The 21,600-nt window shown below is 69.6% G+C and carries 21 protein-coding genes; 10 read left to right on the top strand and 11 right to left on the bottom strand.

Annotation, left to right across the window (positions count from 1 at the left end; all coding sequences use genetic code 11):
• The 4 genes from ACFWIW_RS30805 to ACFWIW_RS30820 are packed head-to-tail and all read right to left on the bottom strand — an operon-like array spanning nt 1 to nt 3,648.
• Nucleotides 1–822, bottom strand: a complete 822-nt coding sequence (locus tag ACFWIW_RS30805; protein WP_378371705.1) for a hypothetical protein — start codon at nt 820–822, stop codon at nt 1–3.
• A complete protein-coding gene (locus ACFWIW_RS30810; RefSeq protein WP_378371706.1) occupies nt 819–1,604 on the bottom strand; it encodes a heme ABC transporter ATP-binding protein in 786 nt (261 codons plus the stop codon). The genes ACFWIW_RS30805 and ACFWIW_RS30810 overlap by 4 nt, the downstream gene beginning before the upstream one ends.
• The gene (locus ACFWIW_RS30815; protein WP_378371707.1) at nt 1,601–2,617 is read right to left on the bottom strand and encodes a FecCD family ABC transporter permease; all 1,017 of its coding nucleotides are present in this window, start codon (nt 2,615–2,617) and stop codon (nt 1,601–1,603) included. Before ACFWIW_RS30815 ends, ACFWIW_RS30810 begins: the two co-directional genes overlap by 4 nt.
• Before the next feature lie 14 nt (nt 2,618–2,631).
• Entirely contained in the window at nt 2,632–3,648 is a 1,017-nt protein-coding gene (locus ACFWIW_RS30820) for a hemin ABC transporter substrate-binding protein (protein WP_378371708.1), read from the bottom strand.
• A gap of 157 nt (nt 3,649–3,805) precedes the next feature.
• Between ACFWIW_RS30820 and ACFWIW_RS30825 the strand changes: the two genes are divergently transcribed.
• The 5 genes from ACFWIW_RS30825 (at nt 3,806) to ACFWIW_RS30845 (ending at nt 8,246) form a co-directional block, all read left to right on the top strand.
• A complete protein-coding gene (locus ACFWIW_RS30825) occupies nt 3,806–4,318 on the top strand; it encodes a hypothetical protein (RefSeq protein WP_378371709.1) in 513 nt (170 codons plus the stop codon).
• 93 nt (nt 4,319–4,411) lie between these two features.
• A complete protein-coding gene (locus ACFWIW_RS30830; RefSeq protein ID WP_378371710.1) occupies nt 4,412–6,283 on the top strand; it encodes a serine hydrolase domain-containing protein in 1,872 nt (623 codons plus the stop codon).
• Between the two features lie 198 nt (nt 6,284–6,481).
• The gene (locus ACFWIW_RS30835; RefSeq protein WP_240599473.1) at nt 6,482–7,105 is read left to right on the top strand and encodes a superoxide dismutase; all 624 of its coding nucleotides are present in this window, start codon (nt 6,482–6,484) and stop codon (nt 7,103–7,105) included.
• A gap of 90 nt (nt 7,106–7,195) precedes the next feature.
• Nucleotides 7,196–7,945, top strand: a complete 750-nt coding sequence (locus ACFWIW_RS30840) for an arylamine N-acetyltransferase (RefSeq protein ID WP_378371711.1) — start codon at nt 7,196–7,198, stop codon at nt 7,943–7,945.
• Nucleotides 7,946–8,123: 178 nt separating this feature from the next.
• Nucleotides 8,124–8,246, top strand: coding sequence for a hypothetical protein (locus tag ACFWIW_RS30845; RefSeq protein ID WP_378371712.1), 123 nt, complete (start codon nt 8,124–8,126; stop codon nt 8,244–8,246).
• Between the two features lie 32 nt (nt 8,247–8,278).
• Here the strand turns inward: ACFWIW_RS30845 and ACFWIW_RS30850 are convergent, their stop codons facing one another.
• The gene (locus ACFWIW_RS30850; protein ID WP_378371713.1) at nt 8,279–8,794 is read right to left on the bottom strand and encodes a hypothetical protein; all 516 of its coding nucleotides are present in this window, start codon (nt 8,792–8,794) and stop codon (nt 8,279–8,281) included.
• Between the two features lie 237 nt (nt 8,795–9,031).
• On the opposite strand from ACFWIW_RS30850, the gene ACFWIW_RS30855 reads away from it, so the two are divergent.
• A complete protein-coding gene (locus ACFWIW_RS30855) occupies nt 9,032–10,045 on the top strand; it encodes a hypothetical protein (RefSeq protein WP_378371714.1) in 1,014 nt (337 codons plus the stop codon).
• Here ACFWIW_RS30855 and ACFWIW_RS30860 read toward each other — a convergent pair.
• The 4 genes from ACFWIW_RS30860 to ACFWIW_RS30875 form a co-directional block, all read right to left on the bottom strand.
• Nucleotides 10,042–10,479 carry a hypothetical protein gene (locus tag ACFWIW_RS30860; protein WP_378371715.1) on the bottom strand — a complete coding sequence of 146 codons (438 nt, stop codon included), beginning with the start codon at nt 10,477–10,479 and terminating at the stop codon, nt 10,042–10,044. The two genes, ACFWIW_RS30855 and ACFWIW_RS30860, sit on opposite strands and share 4 nt — an antisense overlap.
• Nucleotides 10,476–11,735 (bottom strand): MFS transporter, encoded by a 1,260-nt coding sequence (locus ACFWIW_RS30865; RefSeq protein ID WP_378371716.1) that lies wholly within the window; start codon nt 11,733–11,735, stop codon nt 10,476–10,478. Before ACFWIW_RS30865 ends, ACFWIW_RS30860 begins: the two co-directional genes overlap by 4 nt.
• Before the next feature lie 107 nt (nt 11,736–11,842).
• Nucleotides 11,843–12,274: a MarR family winged helix-turn-helix transcriptional regulator gene (locus ACFWIW_RS30870; RefSeq protein WP_016337543.1), complete on the bottom strand. Its 432-nt coding sequence runs from the start codon at nt 12,272–12,274 to the stop codon at nt 11,843–11,845.
• Nucleotides 12,275–12,341: 67 nt separating this feature from the next.
• Nucleotides 12,342–13,799, bottom strand: a complete 1,458-nt coding sequence (locus tag ACFWIW_RS30875; protein WP_378371717.1) for an NCS2 family permease — start codon at nt 13,797–13,799, stop codon at nt 12,342–12,344.
• 80 nt (nt 13,800–13,879) lie between these two features.
• On the opposite strand from ACFWIW_RS30875, the gene ACFWIW_RS30880 reads away from it, so the two are divergent.
• Nucleotides 13,880–14,107, top strand: coding sequence for a DUF2530 domain-containing protein (locus tag ACFWIW_RS30880; protein WP_037335676.1), 228 nt, complete (start codon nt 13,880–13,882; stop codon nt 14,105–14,107).
• 55 nt (nt 14,108–14,162) lie between these two features.
• Here ACFWIW_RS30880 and ACFWIW_RS30885 read toward each other — a convergent pair whose 3' ends face one another.
• Entirely contained in the window at nt 14,163–16,970 is a 2,808-nt protein-coding gene (locus tag ACFWIW_RS30885) for a sacsin N-terminal ATP-binding-like domain-containing protein (protein ID WP_378371718.1), read from the bottom strand.
• Complete coding sequence (locus tag ACFWIW_RS30890; RefSeq protein ID WP_378371719.1) at nt 16,960–17,901, bottom strand: DUF3027 domain-containing protein; 942 nt, start codon at nt 17,899–17,901, stop codon at nt 16,960–16,962. Before ACFWIW_RS30890 ends, ACFWIW_RS30885 begins: the two co-directional genes overlap by 11 nt.
• A gap of 49 nt (nt 17,902–17,950) precedes the next feature.
• Here ACFWIW_RS30890 and ACFWIW_RS30895 point away from each other — a divergent pair, with 49 nt between their 5' ends.
• The 3 genes from ACFWIW_RS30895 (at nt 17,951) to ACFWIW_RS30905 (ending at nt 21,237) form a co-directional block, all read left to right on the top strand.
• Nucleotides 17,951–18,712 carry a glutaminyl-peptide cyclotransferase gene (locus ACFWIW_RS30895; protein ID WP_378371720.1) on the top strand — a complete coding sequence of 254 codons (762 nt, stop codon included), beginning with the start codon at nt 17,951–17,953 and terminating at the stop codon, nt 18,710–18,712.
• Between the two features lie 109 nt (nt 18,713–18,821).
• Entirely contained in the window at nt 18,822–20,744 is a 1,923-nt protein-coding gene (locus ACFWIW_RS30900; RefSeq protein WP_378371721.1) for an MFS transporter, read from the top strand.
• Nucleotides 20,745–20,772: 28 nt separating this feature from the next.
• A complete protein-coding gene (locus ACFWIW_RS30905; RefSeq protein ID WP_378371749.1) occupies nt 20,773–21,237 on the top strand; it encodes a DUF2771 family protein in 465 nt (154 codons plus the stop codon).
• Nucleotides 21,238–21,600 lie beyond the last annotated feature (363 nt).

Consider the following 21,600-nt stretch of genomic DNA (forward strand, 5'->3'; position numbering starts at 1 on the left):
TCATTCACCTTCCGCGTCGCGGGTCCGCTTGCGGGCCCTGATCAGGGGGACGGCGAGCGCGGCGATCAGCACCACACCCGCCACGACGGCGATCCACCACCACGAGCCGGTTTCCCCGCTCCGCGCGGCGGGCAGCACGGCAGGCGCCGGCGCGGGCGGGGATTCCACAGTGGACACAAGGGGTGCCGAAGAGGACGCCGGTGCCGCGCTGGAGGATGGCGGCGGCACCGGCGAAGACGGAGGGGGCGGTGGCGGCGCGACAGCCTGTGTCGTGGGAGCTTTCGGGACCGCGAACGTCACCGGCGTGAAGGTCTCGTTGTTCGCGTTGACGACGCCGTGCGCCCCGACCGTGATCAGTCCACATCGGACCTTCAGGCAGTCGACGTCGACGATCTTCCCGGCGCGGTCGGCGGCCTTGAACCGCGCGCCGGGGATCACCAGTTTCGCCGACCACGTCCCGTCCGCGGCGATCTCGCCGTTGGCCGCGGACGCGGTGTCACTGCCGGGAAAGGCGATGAACCGCTGAAAACCGTTGTTGTCCTTGGTTTCCTTGTCTTTGACGTACCGGTAGGTGGCACCGGCCGCGCCGCCCTGGCTCGGCTGCCACGCGCCGTCGGCGACCCAGCCGAACAGCAGGTAGATCCCGCCGTATCCCTTCGGCACGGACTGGAATCCGGTTCCCTTGACCTGCAAGGAGGTCGCGTACTCCGGATCCGCGGAGCCGGGCGAGAACGTCACGGCCGCGCCCGCGGCGGAGGCGGGCACGGGTGCGGCGATCACGAGCAGCCCGGCTGCGACGGCCACTCTCATCAGCTGTTTCATCGGCGCTCCTCGGCCGCTCGGTGGGGCAGGACGATCGGTTTCCCGGTGCGGGGATGGACTAAGACCTCCACGGGATGCCGGTAGACCTCGCTGAGCAACGACTCCGTCAGCACTTCGGCGGGCGTGCCCTCGGCTGCGAGCTCACCGCCGGACAGCACCGCGACCCGGTCCGCGTACGCGGCGGCGAGCCCGAGATCGTGCAGGACGACGAGCACCGCGTCCCCCGCTTCGGCCCGTGCGGTCGCGAGCGTCAGGATTTCCTCGCTGTGCCGGAGATCCAGCGCCGCGGTGGGTTCGTCGAGCAGCAGGATTCCCGCGCGCTGGGCGAGCACCCGTGAGAGCGCGGCCCGCGCCTGCTCGCCGCCGGACAGGGTGGTGAACCGGCGCTCGGCGAATTCGGTCATCCCGGTCGCCTTCAGCGCGGCTTCGACCTCGGTGTCGTCGAAGTCCTCGGCTTCCGTTCCCCGCCAAGGGGTCCGGCCCATCCGCACGACGTCGGCCACGGTGAACGGGAAGGTCACCGTGTTCTGCTGGAGCAGGACCGCGCGCCGTCGCGCGAGTTCGATCCCGCTCCAGGTACCGAGTTCGGCTCCAGCGACGAGGACCCGTCCCGAGTCCGGCCGAAGGTCTCCGGCGAGCAGACCGAGCGTGGTCGACTTGCCCGCGCCGTTCGGTCCGACGACCACGAGGACCTCACCAGGGCGCACCCGCAGCGATACTTCGCGAAGCAGCGTCTTTCCGTCGACCGTATAGGAAACGTGGTCGAGTTCGGCACCGTTCATGCCCAGCCTCCCGAACGCCGCCGCGTGCGCAGCAGCAGCCAGAAGAAGAACGGCCCGCCGACGAGCGCGGTCAGCATGCCGATCGGGAGATCGGCGTAGGTGAACAAGGTCCGGGCGCCGAGATCCGCCGTGGCGAGCAGCAACGCGCCGCCGAAGAGGCTCGCCGGGATCAGCACGCGATGTCCTGGGCCGAGCAGCATCCGCAGCGCGTGCGGCACGATCAGGCCGACGAACCCGATGATCCCCGAGTACGAAACGGCCGCGGCCGCCATCAGCGCGACGACCACGACCGCGCCGAGCCGCAGCTTCTCGACGTCCACGCCGAGATGCCGGGCCTGTCGTTCCCCGAGCGCGAGAAGGTCGAGTTTCCGCGCCAGCGCGAGGGAAACGACGACGCCGACCGCGACCAGCGGCAGCACGGTCACCACGTACGGCCAGCGCGAACCGGCCAGGGAACCCAGCTGCCAGAACACGATCTGCTCGCGCGCGGCCTGATCGGCGGCGAACATCAGGAACGAGATGATCGCCATCGCGACCGCGTTGACCGCGACGCCGGTCAGGATCAGCGTGACCACCTCGGAACGCCCGCGCGATCGCGAAAGCGCGTAGACGAGCAGTGTGGTGACGAGCCCGCCCGCGAAACCCAAGGCAGGCGTGGTGAACGCGCCGAAGAACGTCCAACCGGCCACAATGGACAGACTGGCGCCGACGGCCGCGCCGGACGAGACGCCGACCACGGCCGGTTCGGCGAGCGGGTTCCCGAACACGCCCTGCATCAGCGCGCCGCAAACCCCGAGCACCCCGCCGACCAGCAGGGTCATCACCACACGCGGGAACCGGACCTGCCACAGCGCGCCCTCGGCGAACGGGTCCAGCCGCGTTTCCGAGAGCCCGAGCCGGTGCAGCACCGAATCGAAGACCTGCGAGAGCGGAACGCCGTATTGCCCGCTGCCCGCGGAAACGAGGGAAACCGCGACGACACCGGCGATGAGCACGGCGAAGACCGCCGTCACCTGGAATCCTCGGTTCATCCGGCGTCGCCAGGGGCGTAGAGGGCCCGCGCCAGCGCGTCGAGCACGCCGGCGGTGAGCGGGCCGAAGCTCAGGATCTGCGAGTCCGCCATGTCGACGATGCGGCGATGCCGCCCCGCGGGTGTCTGCGCCACGCCCGGCACCTGGAGCGCGCCGTCGACCCCGCCGACGGATTCGAGCCCCTTGGTCATCATGAGGATCACGTCGGGTCCGGCCTTGGCCAGCGCCTCCGGGTTGACCGGGCGCATGCCCTCGATCCCCGCCTCGGTGGCGACATCGACCGCGCCGAGCGCGCCGATCAGCGAATCGGCGCCGGATCCCTTGCCGAACAGGTGATACACGCCCGCCTGCCCGCGCATGTACAGGAAGACGACGCGGAGTTTGCGGCCCGGATCGGCGGGAGCGAGCTTCGCGATCTCCGTCTTCTTGGCCTCGACGTCGGCCGCGAGCCGGGTCGCGAGGCTTTCACCCGCTTCGGGCACGCCGAGCGCGGCGGCGACCTGGCGGACGATGTCTCCGACGTTCTCCATCGAGCGTTTCGCGTCGACGACGACCACGGGAACGCCGGACGCGCGCAACTGCAGCACCACGTCCCAGGGGCCGAGTGTCGTGTCGGTGATCACCACGGTCGGCCGCAGCGCCAGGATCGCCTCGGCGTTGAGCCGGTGGCCGTTCACGGTGACCAGCGGCAGGTTCCGGGCCGACGGGAAGCCGGTGGAGACGTCCCGTCCGACGACGTTGCCGCCGAGGCCGAGCCCGAACACGGTCGCGGCGAGCGTGCCGGACATGTCGAAGGCGAGGATCCGGCTGGTGTCGGCGACGGTGACCTGGGTGCCTTGGTGATCGGTGATGGTCGCCGGGAGGTGCTGGACCGCCGGTTTGTCGCCCGTGATGTCGGCCCGCGCGAGCCGCGCGGTGGTCGGTCCGGCGTGATTCTTGGGCTCCGCCAACGGCTTGACCTGCGAAAGCGGGCGAAGGTCCGCGCCGGTCTCGGCGGCTTTCGTGGTCGCCAACGGCGGTGCCGAGCATCCGCTGACAACGATGACCGAGAGTAGAGCGACCGTGGGCAGCAACCCCCTTGACAACATTAGGCAAGGCTAACCATATTTACCGACAGATAGGTAAGGCTAACCTAAGCCTGTGACCTCCTTGTGATCGAAGGGAACCTTCATGTCGAAGAGATCGGTCCTGCTCCGCGCCGCACTCGTCACGACCGCCGCGACCGCGGCCGTCACCGCGCTCGCCGCCCCCGCCTCGGCCGCGCCGGGCAGTGCGACCAACAACGGCAAGACCCTCTCCGCCTCCAACGCCACCGGCCTCGCCGCGGCCGGCGAGACCATCACGATCACGGGCAGCGGCTACAGCTCCGCCGAGGGCTACTACGTCGCGCTGTGCGCCGTTCCGGAGGACTTCAGCTACGGCACCAAGCCGAGCCCGTGCGCGGGCGGCGACGGCCAGGGCGGCACCGGCGTCGGTCCGTCCGCCTGGGTCACCAACTTCCCCGGCGGCTCCTCGCCGATCGCCTCGAACGGCACCTTCACCACGCAGATCCGGATCGCCGAGGTCAACTCCGGTCTCGACTGCTCGAATCCTTCGGTGACGTGCGCGATCGTCTCGCGCCGCGACCACTTCGCCTCGAACGACCGGAACTCGGACGTCTTCATCCCGGTCTCCTTCTCCTGATGGCGGGCCGGTCGCGGGGTAGGGACGGCCCCACCCCGCGATCGGCGGCCCGCCGGATCCCCTCACCCCGGGGAAATCCCTAACTTTCCAGGTATGTTCCGAATCGCGGCCACCGCCGCCCTGCTGACCGTCGCGACGGTCCTGACCGCTCCCGCCGCCCAAGCGGCGACGACTCCCGCGTCCGCGGCCGGCGTCTTCGACGAGATCCTTCCGCGAAGCCTTGCCGAGCACCACATCCCCGGCGCCGCCGTGGTGGTCGTCGAAGGTGGCGAGACGGTGTTCTCGGCGGGCTACGGAGTGTCCTCAGTGGACACTCAAGCCAAAGTGGACCCCGAGCACACCGGGTTCCTGATCAACTCCGTCGGCAAGTCGATCGCCGCGACCGCCGCGATGCAGCTGGTCGAGCAGGGCAAGCTCGCACTGGACGCCGACGTCAACACGTACCTGAAGTCGTTCAAGATCCCCGAAACCTTCCCCGGCCGCCCGGTCACCCTGTTCGCGCTGCTGACCCACACCGCGGGTTTCGAGGACCGCGTGTACCGGATGTTCACGCCACGGGGCGAGAAGCTGCCCGCGCTCGCGGAGCACCTCGCGACCGAGATGCCCACCCGGATCCGCCCGCCCGGCGAGGTCGCCCTCTACTCGAACTACGGCTACGCGCTGGCCGGGCATCTGGTGGAGCTCGCGTCGGGACAGTCCTATTCGGACTATGTGCGGCAGCACATCTTCGAACCGTTGGGCATGAAGGACAGCAGCGTCGCCCAGCCCACGCCCGATGTCCCGCTGGCGACCGGCTACCGCTGGGACGGCTCCGCACAGGTCGTCCCGCCCGCCAATTTCGGCCCCGAGCCGCCCGCCGGTGACGGGAACGTCGCCACCCCGGCCGACATGGGCCGCTACCTGTCCGCGAACCTCGTCCCCGGCGTGTTCAGCCGCCCGTTGCTCGACCAGCTGCACGGCGCGCGGTTCCGCAACGACCCACGGCTGCCCGCGATGGGGTTCGGCTTCTCCGAGCGGTACCTGAACGGTCTGCGCCTGGTGGAGAAGACCGGTGACTCACCGGGGTTCTTCAGCGTGCTGGAACTGATCCCGGAGAAGAACACCGGTGTGTACCTGGCGTTCAACGGTGGCGCGTTCTCCGGCGACGCCGCCGCGGTGACCGCCGAGGTGCTGAAGGCCTTCGTCGACCGGCTACAGCCCGCCGCTCCCGTTCCCGCGCCCGTGAAACTCGCGGGCGATGTCTCGAGGTTCGAAGGCAGTTACGGCAACACCCGTCTGGACTACGACAGCTTCACGAAGGTCCGCGCGCTCGCGGGCGGTGTCACGGTGACCGCGGACGGCGACGGCCTGCTGACTACTTCCGGTCTCGGCGAGGGGACCAGACGCTGGACGCAGACCGAACCGGGGCTGTTCACCGACGCCGCCGGTGAGCGGATCGCGTTCCGCGAGGCAGGCGGGGAGGTCCTGCTCTTCGCGGGCGACGACCCGAACTCCTCCTACGAACGCGTGTCGTGGCTCGGCTCGCCTTCCACGCATCTCCTGATCCTCGGTATCGCGCTGCTGCTCCTGCTGGGCGCGCTGGTGTGGTGGCCGATCCGCGCGTTCGTCCGGCGCGGCCGGGAGCGGAACCCCTCGGGCGCCCGGTTCGCGACCGTCGCCGCCTGGTCCGCGGCGCTGTCGGTGCTGCTGTTCACGGCCGGTTTCGCCCTGCTCATGAGCGATCTGAGCGCCGCCGCCGTGGCGTTGACGTCCGGACACTCCCCGCTGCTCAGCGTCACCTTGCTCCTGCCGAACGCCGTCCTGCTCCTGACCGGTGCCGCCGTCGTCTGCGCGGTGCTCGCCTGGGTCCGCGGCTGGTGGAACACGCCCGCCAGGATCACCTACACGGTGGTTTCCGTCGCCCTGCTCGCCTTCCTCGGGGTAATCGCCTCCTATCACCTGGTGGGGTTGCCCTATCTGGCGTGATGACCGCCGTCACATCGCCTTGACCTCCAGCTAACTGGAGCTAGCAAGGTGGGTTTCAGGCGGTGGCCCCACCGGGTACAGCCGCTACGAACGGGTCGTTCCACCTGGGGAGAAACGCGGCGCCCCCGGTCGCCGCAAACGGGTGAAGACGACTAAGTTCGTCCTTGGAAACTTGTGTCGAAGACAGAAGGAGGGCCGATGGCCCGCTACGTGCTCCCCGATCTCGACTACGACTACGGCGCCCTGGCGCCGCACATCTCCGGCGAGATCAACGAGCTGCACCACAGCAAGCACCACGCGACCTACGTCAAGGGCGCGAACGACACGCTCGACAAGATCGCCGAGGCCCGCGAGGCCGGCAACTTCGGTGACATCGTCGGCCTGCAGACCACGCTGGCGTTCCACCTCGCCGGGCACGCCAACCACGTCGTGTGGTGGAAGATCCTCTCCCCGGAAGGCGGCGACAAGCCGACCGGCGAGCTGGCCTCCGCGATCGACGAGGCGTTCGGCTCCTTCGACAAGTTCAAGGCGCAGTTCACCGCGGTCGCCACCACGATCCAGGGCAACGGCTGGGCCGCGCTCTCCTGGGACCCGATCGGCAAGACGCTGATCACCCAGCAGCTGCGTGACCACCACAACAACCTGGTTCTCCCGACCACGCCGATCCTGCTGGTCGACGTCTGGGAGCACGCGTTCTACCTGGACTACAAGAACGTGAAGCCGGACTACGTCAAGGCGCTCTGGAACATCTTCAACTGGGCCGAGATCTCCAAGCGGTTCGACAACGCCGTCGCCGGTGGCAACGGCCTGCTGCTCGGCTGACTTCTCACCACGAAGCGGGGCTCTCCTTCCGGGAGGGCCCCGTTCTTCGTTTCTTGACCTCCAGCGAAGTCGAGGTGTCAAGGTGGGCGCATGGACGTCGCCGCATACCTCGACCGACTCGGGCTCGACCGCCCCGCCACCACGGACGTCGCCGCGTTGCGCATGCTGCAGGAACGCCACCTCGCGGTGGTGCCCTTCGAGAATCTGAGCATCCACCTCGGCGAACCGATCGTCCTGGACACCGAGGCGCTGTTCGGCAAGATCGTGCTCCGGCGCCGTGGCGGCTTCTGTTACGAGCTGAACGGGCTCTTCGCCGCCTTGCTGGAAGAGCTGGGCTTCGACGTCACCCTGCAGGCGGCGAAGGTCTTCCGGCCGGACGGCACCCTCGGGCCGCCGTTCGACCACGCCGTCGTCCGCGTCGAGCTGGAGGAGCCGTGGCTGGCCGACGTCGGCTTCGGCCGGTTCAGCCGGTTCCCGCTGCGGCTGTCCGCCACCGAGGCGCAGGCCGACCCGGACGGCGAGTTCCTGGTGCTCGACGCGCCCCACGGCGACATCGACGTCCTCATGGACGGCAAACCCCAGTACCGGATCGAGCGGCGGCCCCGGACGCTGGACGAGTTCGTCCCGACGGCGTTCTGGCAGGCGACCTCCCCGGACTCACATTTCACGCAGGGGCCGACCTGCTCGCTGCCGACGAAACACGGCCGGGTCACGCTCGCGGGTGACAAGCTGATCGTCACCACCCACGGCGTCCGCGAGGAGACCAGGCTTTCGGGTGACCAGAAGATCCTGGACGCCTACCGGAAGGAGTTCGGGATCGCACTCGACCGGGTGCCTTGACCTGATCGGCGCGGTCATCGACGATGAACCCTTCCGGAATGAACGAAGCCCCGCCTCCGGGGGTAACCCGGTTGCGGGGCTTCGTCCGTTCCCGAACTGACTGCCGCTCCCACCACGAAGCGGACATGTATGAGGTTAGCCTAACCTCATCTGCCCCGACAAGGGGTTCGGCCGAGAGATGCCGATCTCACCCTTCCGGGTGACGGCGGACTTTTTCACGGGGCTCGGCGGGCAGATCCTGCGGTTCCGCGGCGAGGTCCCGGGCGTGCCGGTGTCGACGATGGAGGATTTGGGACGTTGAGTGTCCCAAATCCTCCATCGTCGAGGGAACGCTCACGAACCCTGAGCACGGCGCCGGTGGTAATGCCACGTCACCGCCGCGAGCAGCGGCCCCCAAAGCAGCAACGGCGCGTAGAGGACGACGACCAGCCAGTACGCCCAAGGCTCGCCCGCCAGGTCGGCGTTGAAGGTCGTGTACACGAACAAGCCGCCGTAAATCGTCGTGGCCAGCGCACCGAGCGAAGAGACGACCACCACCTTGCGGGCGGAAACGGGTTTGCCGCCGACGAACGGAAGCCATCTCGGCCAGGTCTCGCCCCACGGCTGGATGAGACCGAGCGCCAGGAAGGCGACGGCCTCGGAGAACACGGCGAGGAACACGAGATACAGCGAGCCCCAGCCGGGCGTCATCATGACGTCCATTTCGGACTGTGCCAGGCCGAACGGGATCCCGGCCGCGAGCCCCAGCCGCCACAGGCCGGACGGGACGTTCACCAGCGCGACGGTGTGCGCCGCCGACTTCGCCCAGCCGGGCACGCCTGGGACGCTGCGAAACGTTGTGGTGTTCATGGTTCGAAGCATCGCCGGATGCGCTTCGGGACGATTCCCTCCAGCGGTCCTTCGTCCTCCCCCACGGGAGGGGAACGAGATCGTCTTCCTTGCGTACAAGCAACCGACCGTCCGGAAGGCTGCTGGGTCCACTTCGCCGGTTTACCGCACCCCTCCCCGAACGCCCACTCCGCGGATCCGCCCATCGGGTTGGCGTTTCGCCGGACAGCGGGTGCCCGACGGACTAGCTTCACCCCCGTGGCCACCCCGAACGACTACCGCGCCATCGCGCGCAAGACCGACCGTCCGATGTGGATCTGGGCGGGCTGCGCGCTGGTCAGCGTCCTGTTGCTGTTCGGTGCCGGCATCGTCGTCGCGATCACCCTGCTGAGCCGGGACGACGAGCCGGAAGCCGAGCTCCCCGCGGTCTGGCCGTCCAAGTCCGGCCAGGAACTCCGCCCGGTCACGATGCCGGCGGGCGAGATGGTGGCCGCGCTGACGGACGAAACCGGCGCGCAGGTGCTGTGCCAGGCGATCCCGGAGCAACGCTGGGAGGAGATCCTCGGCGGTCGTACGCTTCGCGAGGCCGGCCAATCCTGCCACGCGGTCACCGCGCAGCTCGACGTCAGCGCGCATATGATCCCCGCGCTGCCCGAGGACACGAGCCGGGGCGTGCCCACGAAGACCACGGTCGCGGGCAAGCTCGCGGTCATCGCCACGGACAAGGACGGCACCAGCCTCGGCGTCGAACTCGTCGAGGTCGCGCCGCACAACGGCGCCTCGCCGGTACTGCACGTCTCGATCCGCGGCCGGATCGTGCGGGGCCCTGAAACCGAGACGAAGGCGAGAGCGCTCGCCGAAGCGCTGATCGCGGGCGCGACGCCACCGGGGCCGAAGTTGCCGAAAATCGGCGAGAACGGCGAGATCCCGTTGGAGAAGATCGAACCCGGCCCGATCAAGGACAAGCCGCTCCCGGTGATCTCGTGGCTGCTGTGCGGGGAGCTGGGCCGCGCGCTCGGTGTGCCGCCGGACAACGCGAAGCCGAACTTCTTCGCCGGATGCGAGCTGAACGGCGTGACCGCGGATTACAGCGAGCGGTCCACCGCCGTCGTCCCGACCACGACCGTCGCCGGGCTGCCTGCCCAAGTCGACGGGCGAGGCGTCGTCGTACAGCTCACCGACGATCCGGCCGGGCAGACGCTCAAGTTCAAGGGCACCGGCGATCTCGTGGCACTCGCCGAGAAGATGGTGCCGCCGCTGCTCGGCCGTTAGGCCCGGTAGTTCGACAGCAGGTCGCCGAGAAGCGTCTCGTACGCCTTCCGCTCGAAACGGGCGCCGGTGAACCGGTACTCCTCCGGGTCGTCGAACGGCTCGTAGTCGGTTTGCCAGCCGAAGGCCCGCCACTCGACCACGTCGTCGCCGAAGACGATCTCGACGCTGAATCCACCGCAGCCGAGATCGCCGCACAGCGGACACATCAGCAGCGCGACCCTGCCGTCGTCGAAATCGCCCGGCAGACCGCCCAGGAGACGGGAAAGCGTCTCGACCGCCGCCTCCCGCCACCGCTCGTCGTCAAGGAACAGTGGCGTCAGATGCTGAGTGGGCACCATCTCGCGCAGCGCGACGCCGTCGATCGTCCAGTCGAGGAACCGGGCCTCGCCATCGTTCCACCGGGTCACCGACGGTTCGACGCCGAGCCGGTTCACACCCGCTCCCGCTTCAGCACCCGCAGACCGTTCCCGAACCGCCGCACCGGCAGGCTCACCCCGCCACGCCGGATCAGCACGACGGCGCACACCACCGCGGCGACCGCCGAGATCGCGCCGCCGATGTAGAACGGCGACCGGCCGCCGAAGGCGTCGGCCATCCAGCCGGTCATCGGTCCGCCGATGGGGTTGCCGCCGATCAGCACCAGCACGTACAGGCCCATCACGCGGCCGCGCATCTCCGGGCTGACCGCGGTCTGCACCAGCGCGTTCGCCGTGTTCAGGAAGGTGATCGTGGCGAAGCCGAGCGGGATCAGCGCGAGGCCGAAGGTCAGGTACGTCGGCATGAACGCGGTGATCACCTCGAACGCGCCGAGCAGGAACGCCGAGACCAGCAGCAGCCGCACGCGCGGGCCGCCGCGGCTGTTGCGGCGGGCAGACATCAGCGCGCCGGTGAAGGTGCCGACGGCGACCAGTGTCGACAGCAGGCCGTAACCGTCGGCGTTGGTGTGGAAGACGTTCGCGGCGACGATCGGCAGCGACGTGAAGTACGTGATGCCGAACGTGCTCACGAAGAACACCAGCACCATCACGGTCATCAGATCGCTGCGACGCCGCACGTAGCGCAGCCCCTCGACGAGCTGCCCTTTCTCGCGCGGGATGGCCGGGCCGCGGAAGAGCTTGTCCGGGTTCATCAGCACCAGCGCGGTGATGACGGCGCCCGTGCTCACCGCGTTCGCCATGAACAGCCAGCCGGTGCCGACCCAGGTGATCGCGAAACCCGCGATGGCCGGGCCGACGATACGGGCCATGTTGAAGATCGACGAGTTGAGCGCGACGGCGTTGGTGACCTTGTCCCTGCCGACCATTTCGGCGACGAACGACTGCCGCGCGGGCACTTCCAGCGCGGCCGTCACGCCGAGGGTGAAGCAGAGGAGGTACACGTGCCAGAGCGCCGCGATCCCGCTCAGGTCGAGGGCACCGAGGACCACCGCCTGCGTCAGCACGGCGATCTGGATGCCGATCAGGAGCCGCCGCTTGTCGACGCGGTCGGCCAGCACGCCCGCCCACAGCGAGAGGAACAGCGTCGGCGCGAACTGCAGCGCGACCGCGATACCGAGCGCGATCGGGTCGTTGCCGCTGAGGGTGAACACCAGCCAGTCCTGCGCGATGCGCTGCATCCAGGTGCCGATGTTCGAGATGACCTGGCCGGTGAAGAAGAGCCGGTAGTTACGGACCTTCAGCGAGGAGAACATGCTCCCGCGCGGCTTCTCGCGCGCGGGAGGCGGAGGTGGAGCGGGTTCCCGGGTAGCGGAGGTCTTGGAAGGACACTGTGTTTCGCTACCCGTGGTCGTCACCGCTGTTAGTTCCCCGCCATCCTGTCGATGATCTCGGAGGCGCGAGAGAGCACTTCACGTTCTTCGGCGCTCAACTCCGCCAATTGCTTGTCCAGCCAGATCTCCCGCGCGGTGATCTGCTCGATCACGTAGGCCCGGCCGCGGTCCGACAGCTCGACGATGGCCTGGCGGCCGTCCGTCGGATGCGGCCTGCGCTCGACGTAACCCATCTCCTCGAGCGCGGCGATCACCCTCGTCATCGAAGGCGGCTGGACGCCTTCCTTCGCGGCGAGCTGGCCAGGGGTCAGCGCACCGCATTTGTGCAACGTCGACAACGCGGACACCTGGGTCAGCGAGATGCCGTCACCGGCGCGCTGGGCCCGTAGCCGTCGATTGAGTCGCACCACCGCGAGACGCAGGCGGCTCGCCAGTGAGCGCTCGTGCGTGTCTCCGGACATATAGTTAGCATACCTCACGATCGGATCATCGGCCCGTTAGATCGCCCACGGCTGACATAACCGCTGGTCAGTTGAACGCGGCCTGGATCGGCCCGACCGCGAAATAGGCCACGAACATGGCCGCGATACCCCACATCAGCGGGTGCACGCCCTTGGCCTTCCCGGTGACCGCGCGGATGACGACGTAGCTGACGAAGCCGGCGCCGATGCCGTTCGCGATCGAGTAGGTGAACGGCATGACCACGATGGTCAGGAACGCGGGCAGCGCGACGGTGAAGTCGGCGAAGTCGATCTCCTTGACCTGGCTCATCATCAGCGCGCCGACGACGACCAGCGCCGGAGCGGCGGCCTCGACCGGGACGACCTGATACAGCGGGGTCAGGAACATCGCCGCGATGAAGAGCACGCCGGTGACGACGTTCGCGAGCCCGGTCCTGGCACCCTCGGCGATACCGGACGCGGACTCGACGAAGACGGTGTTCGAACTCGAAGACGCGAACCCGCCCGCCACGGCGGCGGTGCCGTCGACGAACAGCGCCTTGCCGACGTTCGGGAGCTTGCCGTCCGGCGGGAGCAGGCCGCCTTCCTTCGCCAGGCCGGTCATCGAGCCCATGGTGTCGAAGAAGTCCGCCAGTACCAGGGTGAACACCAGCAGCACGACGGTGATGATCGGCAGCCGCGTCCAGGCGCCGAAGGAGATGTCGCCGACCAGCGAGAGATCCGGCAGGCCGAGCACCTGATCCGGCAGCGCCGGGTAGCCGAGGTTCCAGCCCTGCGGGTTCACGCCCTTCGACGGGCCGACCTTGGTGATCGCCTCGACGACGATCGCCAGCACGGTCGAGGCGAGGACGCCGATCAGGATCGCGCCCTTGACCCGCTTCGCCACCAGTATGCCGGTGACCAGCAGACCGACGACGAACACCAGCGTCGGCCAGGTGGCGATCGAACCGTTGATGCCCAGCCCGACCGGCACGGTCGTCTTCGCGTCGTCCGGGACGCGGCGGACGAAGCCGGCGTCGACCAGGCCGATCAGGCAGATGAACAGGCCGATGCCGACGGCGATCGCGGATTTCAGCGGCGGCGGGACGGCGTTGAACACCGCCGTGCGGATACCCGCGAACACCAGCAGGACGATGACCAGACCCTCGATCACCACCAGGCCCATCGCCTCCGGCCAGGTCATCTGCGAGGCGAAGGTGACCGCGATCAGGCTGTTGATGCCGAGGCCGGTGGCGATGGCGAACGGGTAGTTCGCGACCAGGCCCATGATGATCGTCAGTACCCCGGCGACCAGCGCGGTCACCGCGGCGACCTGCGGCACGGGGAGGATGTTGCCGAGGACGTCCTTGTGCGCGCCCGCGTCTTCGGCGGAGAAACTGCCGAGGATCAGCGGGTTCAGGACCACGATGTAGGCCATCGTGAAGAAGGTGACGATCCCGCCGCGGATCTCCCGCCCCGGTGTCGAGCCGCGCTCGCTGATCTTGAAGAACCGGTCCAGTGTGGACCGGGTGCGCTGCTCCGCCATCGCGTACCACCCTTCGCCCGTTGCCGGGTACCCTTCCCCACGTGGGCGAATCGATCAATTCCGGGGAAGTAAACGGTTCATTGCGGCCAACGCCGGAGCTGCCGAAGCGGCTGACCGACCTGACGCCGGTCGTGATCGTAGGTACCTCGCTCTGGGCGGTCGCGACCGTGGTCCTGTTCTTTGTGACCGACGGCATCTGGGTGCAGACGGCGTTCTCCGGCGTCGTGCTCGGCTTCATCGGTCTCGCGATCATCGCGTGGCAGCGCGCCGCCGCCCGCCGAGGCTCGAAGAGCGCCCAACGCCTTTAGTCCTCTGGATGCGGTACTTGCGTGTGCAAGGACCGCATCCAGAGGACTAAAGGCGTCAGTTCAGGAGGGCAGCAGGCGAGGGGTCGTCGAGCAGGGCCGTCAGGACGTGGCGGTCGGCCCATCGGCCGGTGGCCCAGGCGAAGGCCCGGCCGAGGCCTTCCGGGGTGTCGGCGGCGTGCAGCCTGCCGTCGGACCACCAGGCGACTTCGTGCTCCGCGTCCTCGAAGGTCACCGTCAGCGCCTCGTGCAGCAGCACGCCACCCTCGGGCGGTTCGACGCCAAGCTGATCGGCGGCCAGCCGGAGCGCGGACAGCTCCGTCCACGGCACGTATTCACCGTCTTCGGTGACCTTGGCGTCGAGACCGCTCGCCACCGGCAGGTCCAGCAGTTCCGCCAGCGCGGCGGCGCCGCTCGCCGCGACGACCATCCGCTCCGGCGCCAGCACCGCGGCGAACCAGGGCACGTCGAGCACGACGGCGTCGCGAGCGTCGACGGCCGAGCCGTCCGCCGCGCGGACCCGGTCCGGCGCAGGAACGTCCACTGTGTACTCGGCGAGGGCCGCGTGCGCCCGGGAAGCTAGCCCGGGGCTCACCTTGCGCGCGGGGTCTCCGAGCCGCTCCAGCAGATCCTCGACGTCTTCGGCGTCCGCTCCCAGCTCCGTCCGGACCCCGGCGGCGAGCAGGATCTCCTTGCTCAGCCCCGAATCCGGCACGACGTCGTAGAGCCCGGCCAGCGCCGACGCCTCCGGCATCCGCCAATCGAGCGGCGCGTGCCCGTCCAGCAACGCGTAGCGCGCGAGCCACCAGCCGGTGTGCCCACCGGGTTCGGTGAGGGCACGCCAGGTTTCGGGACGCGCCGCGAGCAGGCGCAGCGCCTCCGGCCAGGCGTCGTCGCCGACGAGGTCGAGATCGCGTATGGCGAGCACTCGTGACGGCGGCCGTTCCCGGGAGTCCCACCACTCGTGTTCCTCGGGGAGCCCGTGTTCGGGTTCGAGCGGTTCGTCGTCGGTGATGATCGCGAACGAATCGAGCACGCCGACCGCGACCAGCGTTGCCGTCGGCCAGTCTTCGGCGAATTCCTCGTCCAGCACGGACAAAGCGCCGTCTTCTTCGAACACCTCGGGGTCGAAGATGTCGCCAAGCGGCGACGTCGGGAGGACGAGCTCGTCCGCGCGACGCCAGCCGTCCTCGCTCGGCAGGGCCAGCGCGCCCGCCCATTCCGGGGCTTCGTCGCCGACCTCGGCGATCAGACGCAGCACCGCGCCCGCGAGCGCCATCCCGTCCAAACCGGACCGGACGTCTTCGACACTGCGCTCGACGGCCGCGCTCAGCGCGTCGGCTTCCAACAGGTCGCCCGCCTCGGCGTGCTTGGCCCCCAAGCGTTCCAGCAACGGGTGCGCGGCGGCCGGATGCACCAGCCGCAACCCGATGATGTCCACATCGGACAGAAGTTCGAGCAGTTCCGCGGAGCCGCCGACGAGCAGCGCGTCGCGGACGCCGGGCAAGGTGCGGCCGTCGGACATCGGCACCGGCAACGCGCCGAGATCGTCCTTGGTGAGGTCGTGCGCTTCGAGCGCCGGGAGCAGCACGTCGTAGAGCGAACGCCACCACGAGGGCTCGCGTTGCGCCCCGGTCAGCAGCTCGATGGCCTCAGCGGGCGAAAGCGACCGTGCGCCGACCGCGCGAAGGTCCACACCGGACAGTGAGATCAGCCCGGGCACGAGATCGGCCAGCAACGGAGCCAGCCCCGGCACGTCCACCGACAGGACACGCGCCTGACGCCCCGGCAGGTCGTCACCCGCTTGCGCGGGAAGCCAGGGCGAATCGGTGAAATTTTCGAGGATGGCCTCGCGCAGCGTTCCGTCCACAGTGGAACGCGGGAAGCCCGCGCCGGGGACGAGCGCCAGACGTTCCTTGCCGGGCAAGGAACAGACGAGATCGACGTATTCCCGCGCGGCGTTCTTCAACGCCGCGGTCAGCTCCGGCCCCGGCAGCGCGCGGCGCCGGGACGGCTCGATCGGGAGCGTCGCGATCAACCGCGCGGGAAGGGAAAGCTCGTCGTCGGTGGGGGTCGGCGCGTGCAGGACGTCGTCACCGAGCGGCCGGGGCGAACCGGATCCGTCCAGCGGGACGGCCCAGACGACCTCGCCGCGATGCACCTGCCAGTGCTCGGAACCGTCCGGCGAGGCGAGCTCGACGACGCCGTCACCGAGATCGGAGCGGCGCCACACACCGCCTTCGACCTCCACGCTCTCCAGCCAGGGCAAGGTGAGCAGGAGATCGCCGATGTCGTTCTTGAGGTCCGCCAGGAGGGCCTGGACGTCGACGCCCTCGCGCAGCGGGAGCCGGACCTCGGTGGTGAAACCTTCGGGCACGGGCGGTTCGCCGTCCGCGACCGGCCAGGGCAGCCGCAGCACGGGAACGTCACCGGTGCGATCGGCTTCGGCCCGCGTGCGTTCCGCGGAGAACGCGACGCCTCCGGTCACCGAAACGATCCTCGGCTCGGCGGAAACCGTGAGCACGGCGGCGAACCCGACGCCGAACCGGCCGACGGTCTCCTCCCCCTTGCCGGAAGCTCGAAGGGAGGCAAGGGATTCGACCCCGCGGGCGTCCAGGGGCGCGCCGGTGTTGGCGAACCTCAGCTCACCGTCCACAACGGACACCCGGAGCGTGCCGCGTTCACCGGCGGCCAAGGCCGCGTCGGCGGCGTTCTGCGCCAGCTCGACGAACAGCCGGTCGCGGTAGCCACCGACCCGCAGGTCGTTCTCGGTGTTCGTGTCCTCGGTGAACCGCGTCGGCGAATCGGCCCACGCCCGCAGGACGGCGGCGCGGAGCCGCTCGGTGCCGAACGGGTCAGTGCTCACTGGCGCTTTCGGCCTCGACCTGTGCTTCGTCGGCGGTCTCCTGCACGGCGGCTTCGGGCTCGACCTCCGGCTGGACCTCGGCGGTCTCGGGCGTCTCGGCGACCGGGGCCTCGGACTCGTCGACCACCGTGGCTTCGGCGGGCTCGGGTTCGGGGGTCTCGGCAGGGGCTTCCGGAGCCGGCTCGAAATCCATCAGCGAGTCGTCGTAGACCAGTTCCGCCACCGGCACCGACGAGGTCACCTCGACCTCGATCTCGGAATGCGCGCCGCAGCCGTACTCGACGTCGACGACGTGGCCGTCCGCCGGGGAGATGTCGTTGGTGCACGCGCCGAAGGCCGCGCTGAGCGACCCGGCGAGCGGCACGAAGAACCCGCAGCTCCCGCAGACGTCCGGCGCGCTGCGCGCCATATCCGACCGCGGGCCGAACTCACCGCTGTGCCAGCGGGCGGCGGCGTCGAGCCTGCCGTGCCGGGACAGCACGTGGACCCGGCCGAGACCGGTCTCCTTGGCGACCGCCTCGACCGCCGGGTCGTCGGACTCCAGGTACGCCGGGACGAGCCGCGGGTCGTCCTTCTCCACCGGGAAGATGTCGCCGACGCCGAGGTCGCCCGCCTGCACCCGGCGGTCCCACGGCACCCACGCCGGGGCGACGCGCGCGTCCGGCCCCGGGATCAGCACGACCTCGCTGACCGTGATCGGCTCGTCCTCACCGGCGAGCGCGACCGTCACCGACCAGCGCCAGCCTCGATACCCCGTCACGGTCGCCTCGAACAGGTGGCTCGCGGAGACCGCGTCCTCCCGGTCCACGCCGACGTGCGCGCCGACCTGTTCGGCACCGGCGTCCTCCAGCACCGCCGCGCGGGCCAGATCGACCGCCTCGGCGAGTTTGCGCTGGATGGAGCCGTCGTCCAGGGTCAACAGCAGGGTCATGCCCCCATTCTGCCGCACGCGATATCGCGGTCCGTGTCAGGCTGTCCGCGTGCGCACGCTGATGACCACCTCGCTCCTGCTGGCCGCCGTCCTCGGTGGCTGCGCCGCCGCGCCGGTGAGCGACGCCGCGCCGCCCGCGCCCGAGAAACTCGAGGTGCGGGTGCTCTCGACGTTGCCCCACGATCCGGCCGCGTTCACCCAGGGCCTCGAGTTCTCCGGCGAGACGCTGTACGAGGGCACCGGCCTGGTCGGGAAGTCGTCGATGCGGGCCGGGCCGGCGGGCGCGGCGCCGACGGTCCGGCAGGAACTGCCCGGCCTGTTCGGCGAGGGCATCACCGTGCTCGGGGCGACGGCCTGGCAGATCACGTGGCAGGACGGGATCGCGATCGAACGCGACGCCAAGACGCTGGCCGAGCTGAGGCGGGTGACGTACACCGGCGAGGGCTGGGGGCTGTGCCACCGCGACGGGAAGCTGGTGATGAGCGACGGCTCGTCGAAGCTGACCTTCCGCGACCCTGTGTCCTTCGCGCCGACAGGCAGTGTCGATGTCGGCCGTGACCAGCTGAACGAGCTCGAATGCGTCGGCGACTCCGTGTACGCCAACGTCTGGCAGACCGACCGGATCCTGCGGATCGACGCCTCGACCGGACGGGTCACCGGCGAAATCGACGCTTCCGGGCTGCTCGCTCCCGGGGAACGGGGGGCCGCGGACGTCCTCAACGGCATCGCGGCGGTGCCAGGCACCGACGAATTCCTGATCACCGGGAAGCTCTGGCCGAGGATGTTCCGCGTGAAATTCGTCCCGGCTTAGGTCGAAAACAGCGAAGCTTGCTTCTCCTTTGAGGGTGGCGGCGGGGGCATGGATGGAGAAAGCAGTGGTGAACGCGCGAAGCGAGACCCGCGTAAGGCAGGATTGAAGCGTGGGAATCTTCGGCTCGAACTCTGGACCCGACGGCACGCGTTCCGGCCGGCCGGGCAAGGAGCGTGGCCGCAAGAGCAAGCGGAAGTGGACGCCGGAGCCCGGCGCCGCCCAGGCACGCAGCTGGTCCGCACCGCCGCCGACCAGGGTCGATCAGCAGCCGGTGCCGCCCCCGCCGCCGCGCCCCCACCCGCCGCACCAGCCCCAGTACCAGCCGCATCCGGCCGGGCCGACCGCCGACGAGGCGCGTACCAGCGCGATCCCGATGGGGCACCACCAGCCACCGCCGCCGAGGACGCCTCCCCGTGGCGCGCGGCCGTATCCGGATCCCTCGCAGCGTCAGACCGAACCCGTCCGGCGTCGTCCGGGCGGGTTCTACGACGAGCACCCGCCGGGAAGCGGTGAGTACGAGCACTACGACACCGGCGGCTACGCGGGCGAGCCCCGGGTCGCCGAAGAGCAGCCCCACGGGCATCCGACGACCGCGGTCCCGCCCCGGGCGGGCGCCCTGCCGAAGATGCCGAAGAAGATCACGGTCACCCGGGTCGCGGCGATGCGCAGCCGTCAGCTCACCGGGCAGGCCGTCGGCGCCTTCCAGCGCGCGACGAAAGCCGACGGCGCCGACAAATCGGGCCTCACTTCGCTGACGTACGCGGTGATGCTGAACTACGCCAGCGACGCCGCGATGGCGATCGCGCTGGCGAACACCTTGTTCTTCGCCGCCACCAGCGGGGAGAGCAAGGGCAAGGTCGCGCTCTACCTGCTCATCACGATCGCCCCGTTCGCGCTGGTCGCGCCGGTGATCGGCCCGGCGCTGGACAAGATCCAGCGCGGACGGCGGCTGGCGATGTGCGTGTCGTCGGCGGGGCAGGCACTGATGGCGATCGTGATGGCGCTGCACTTCGACGACTGGCTCCTGTACCCGGCGGCGCTGGGCATGATGGTGCTCTCGAAGTCGTTCACCGTGCTCAAGGCCGCCGTGACACCACGGGTGCTGCCGCCCGAGATCACGCTGTCCAAGACCAACGCGCGGCTGACCGTGTTCGGCCTGATCGCGGCCGGCGCGTTCGGCGCGCTGGCGAGCGGGGTCAACGCGATCTGGGGTTCGCAGGGCGCGCTGTGGTTCACCATGCTGATCTGTGTCGCCGCCGCGGTGCAGTCGATGCGCATCCCGTCGTGGGTCGAGAAGACCGAGGGCGAGGTGCCGGCGTCGCTGTCCGCGCATCCCGAACGACGGGTCAAGAAACAGCGGCAGCCGATGGGACGGCAGATCGTCGTCTCGTTGTGGGGCAACGGCACCGTCCGCGTGCTGACCGGATTCCTGATGATGTTCTCCGCGTTCGCGGTGAAGGCGCAGGCCGAAGGCAGCGGGCAAAGCCCGTTCGAGCAGCTGCTGCTGCTCGGCATCATCGGCGCCGCGGCCGGGGTGGGCGGTTTCCTCGGCAACGCGCTGGGTTCGCGGCTGCACTTCGGCAAACCGGATCAGGTGATCCTGGCGTGTGTCGGAGCCTGTCTCGGCATCGCGATCATCGCGACCGTGGCGGCTGGACTGGCGACGGCGGCGATCGTGGCGCTCGTCGGCGCGACCGCGAGCGCGCTGGCGAAGATCAGCCTCGACGCCGTCATCCAGGAGGACCTGCCGGAAGAGTCGCGCGCGTCGGCGTTCGGGCGGTCGGAGACGGTGCTGCAGATGTCCTGGTGCTTCGGCGGTGCCGTCGGCCTGCTGCTGCCGCCGACCTACTGGATCGGCTTCCTGGTGCTTTCGATCCTGCTGGCCGTCGGGTTCACGCAGACGTTCATGGTCCGGCGCGGGACTTCGCTGGTCCCGGGTCTCGGCGGCGACCGGCCGCTGCGTCCGGAGCCGACCAGCGAATCGCCGGTCCCCTCGCAGCCCGGTGACTCCCGGTGGCGGCCGGGCTCGTAATCTTCACCGTATGCGGCGACTTCGTATTTTGGCCCTGCTCGCGGCGGGTGGTTTCGTGGTGGCCGGTTGCACGGCCCCCGGCCCCGAAGAGGTGACCTTCTTCGCCGACGGCAAGACGGTGAACGTCGCCCCGCTGGCGTCGTGCGACATCAAGACCGCCCAGTGCACCACCAAACCCGACGCCGCGGGCAAGCTGCGGATCCGGCCGGGGAAGCCGGTGCAGATCTCGGTGCCGAGCGCGATCGCGGAAACGCCGTGGAAGGTCACGGTGCAGTACGTGAACGGCAAGGGCGAGCCGCAGGAGCTCAAGCAGGACATCATCACGTCGCTGGACCGGTTCGCCTACACCGTGACGACGCCCCGGCCCGACGACCAGATCCTCGTCGTCGAGGTGGCGCAGGCTTCGGTGGTCAGCCGGACCGGGCGTCCGGAGGACGCGGAGGCGCTCACGACGGCGATCTGGTCGCTGCAGGTCGAGCCGCCGTCCGCCTGAGGGAGCAAGGGACCTTTGCTACCACTCGCGGCCCCGATCCTCTGCTGAATCGCGCGAGCGCCGGCCCGAGAAGTCCGTGAAGGCCTCCTTGAGGGACTCTGGGTCCCTCAAGGAGGCCTTCACGGACTGGAACACAGAGTGCGGCGTGCGCGGAGGCGTGACTCGCGTGATCAGGGACGTGACTCGCGTGACTGGAGGCCGCACTCGGGTGTTCCGCCGCCGATCACATGAGGCGACCGATCGGTGCGGGTGGTCGTGAGTGGCGCGGACAACGCAACCCTGAAGCGGGGGGGGGGGGGCGCCGGGCCGGCGGGGGCGCCGGGCGGGGCGCTGGGCACGGTGGTGGGGGGGGGGGTGGGGCGC

It is taken from the genome of Amycolatopsis sp. NPDC058340, from assembly GCF_042723975.1.
Lineage (GTDB): Bacteria > Actinomycetota > Actinomycetes > Mycobacteriales > Pseudonocardiaceae > Amycolatopsis.

Excerpts from the sequence above, each read along its gene's own strand:
- ACFWIW_RS30805 (WP_378371705.1), bottom strand. The coding sequence starts at position 822 with ATGAAACAGCTGATGAGAGTGGCCGTCGCAGCCGGGCTGCTCGTGATC.
- ACFWIW_RS30810 (WP_378371706.1), bottom strand. The coding sequence starts at position 1,604 with ATGAACGGTGCCGAACTCGACCACGTTTCCTATACGGTCGACGGAAAG.
- ACFWIW_RS30825 (WP_378371709.1), top strand. The coding sequence starts at position 3,806 with ATGTCGAAGAGATCGGTCCTGCTCCGCGCCGCACTCGTCACGACCGCC.
- ACFWIW_RS30830 (WP_378371710.1), top strand. The coding sequence starts at position 4,412 with ATGTTCCGAATCGCGGCCACCGCCGCCCTGCTGACCGTCGCGACGGTC.
- ACFWIW_RS30835 (WP_240599473.1), top strand. The coding sequence starts at position 6,482 with ATGGCCCGCTACGTGCTCCCCGATCTCGACTACGACTACGGCGCCCTG.
- ACFWIW_RS30840 (WP_378371711.1), top strand. The coding sequence starts at position 7,196 with ATGGACGTCGCCGCATACCTCGACCGACTCGGGCTCGACCGCCCCGCC.
- ACFWIW_RS30845 (WP_378371712.1), top strand. The coding sequence starts at position 8,124 with ATGCCGATCTCACCCTTCCGGGTGACGGCGGACTTTTTCACGGGGCTC.
- ACFWIW_RS30850 (WP_378371713.1), bottom strand. The coding sequence starts at position 8,794 with ATGAACACCACAACGTTTCGCAGCGTCCCAGGCGTGCCCGGCTGGGCG.
- ACFWIW_RS30865 (WP_378371716.1), bottom strand. The coding sequence starts at position 11,735 with ATGTTCTCCTCGCTGAAGGTCCGTAACTACCGGCTCTTCTTCACCGGC.
- ACFWIW_RS30870 (WP_016337543.1), bottom strand. The coding sequence starts at position 12,274 with ATGTCCGGAGACACGCACGAGCGCTCACTGGCGAGCCGCCTGCGTCTC.
- ACFWIW_RS30875 (WP_378371717.1), bottom strand. The coding sequence starts at position 13,799 with ATGGCGGAGCAGCGCACCCGGTCCACACTGGACCGGTTCTTCAAGATC.
- ACFWIW_RS30890 (WP_378371719.1), bottom strand. The coding sequence starts at position 17,901 with ATGACCCTGCTGTTGACCCTGGACGACGGCTCCATCCAGCGCAAACTC.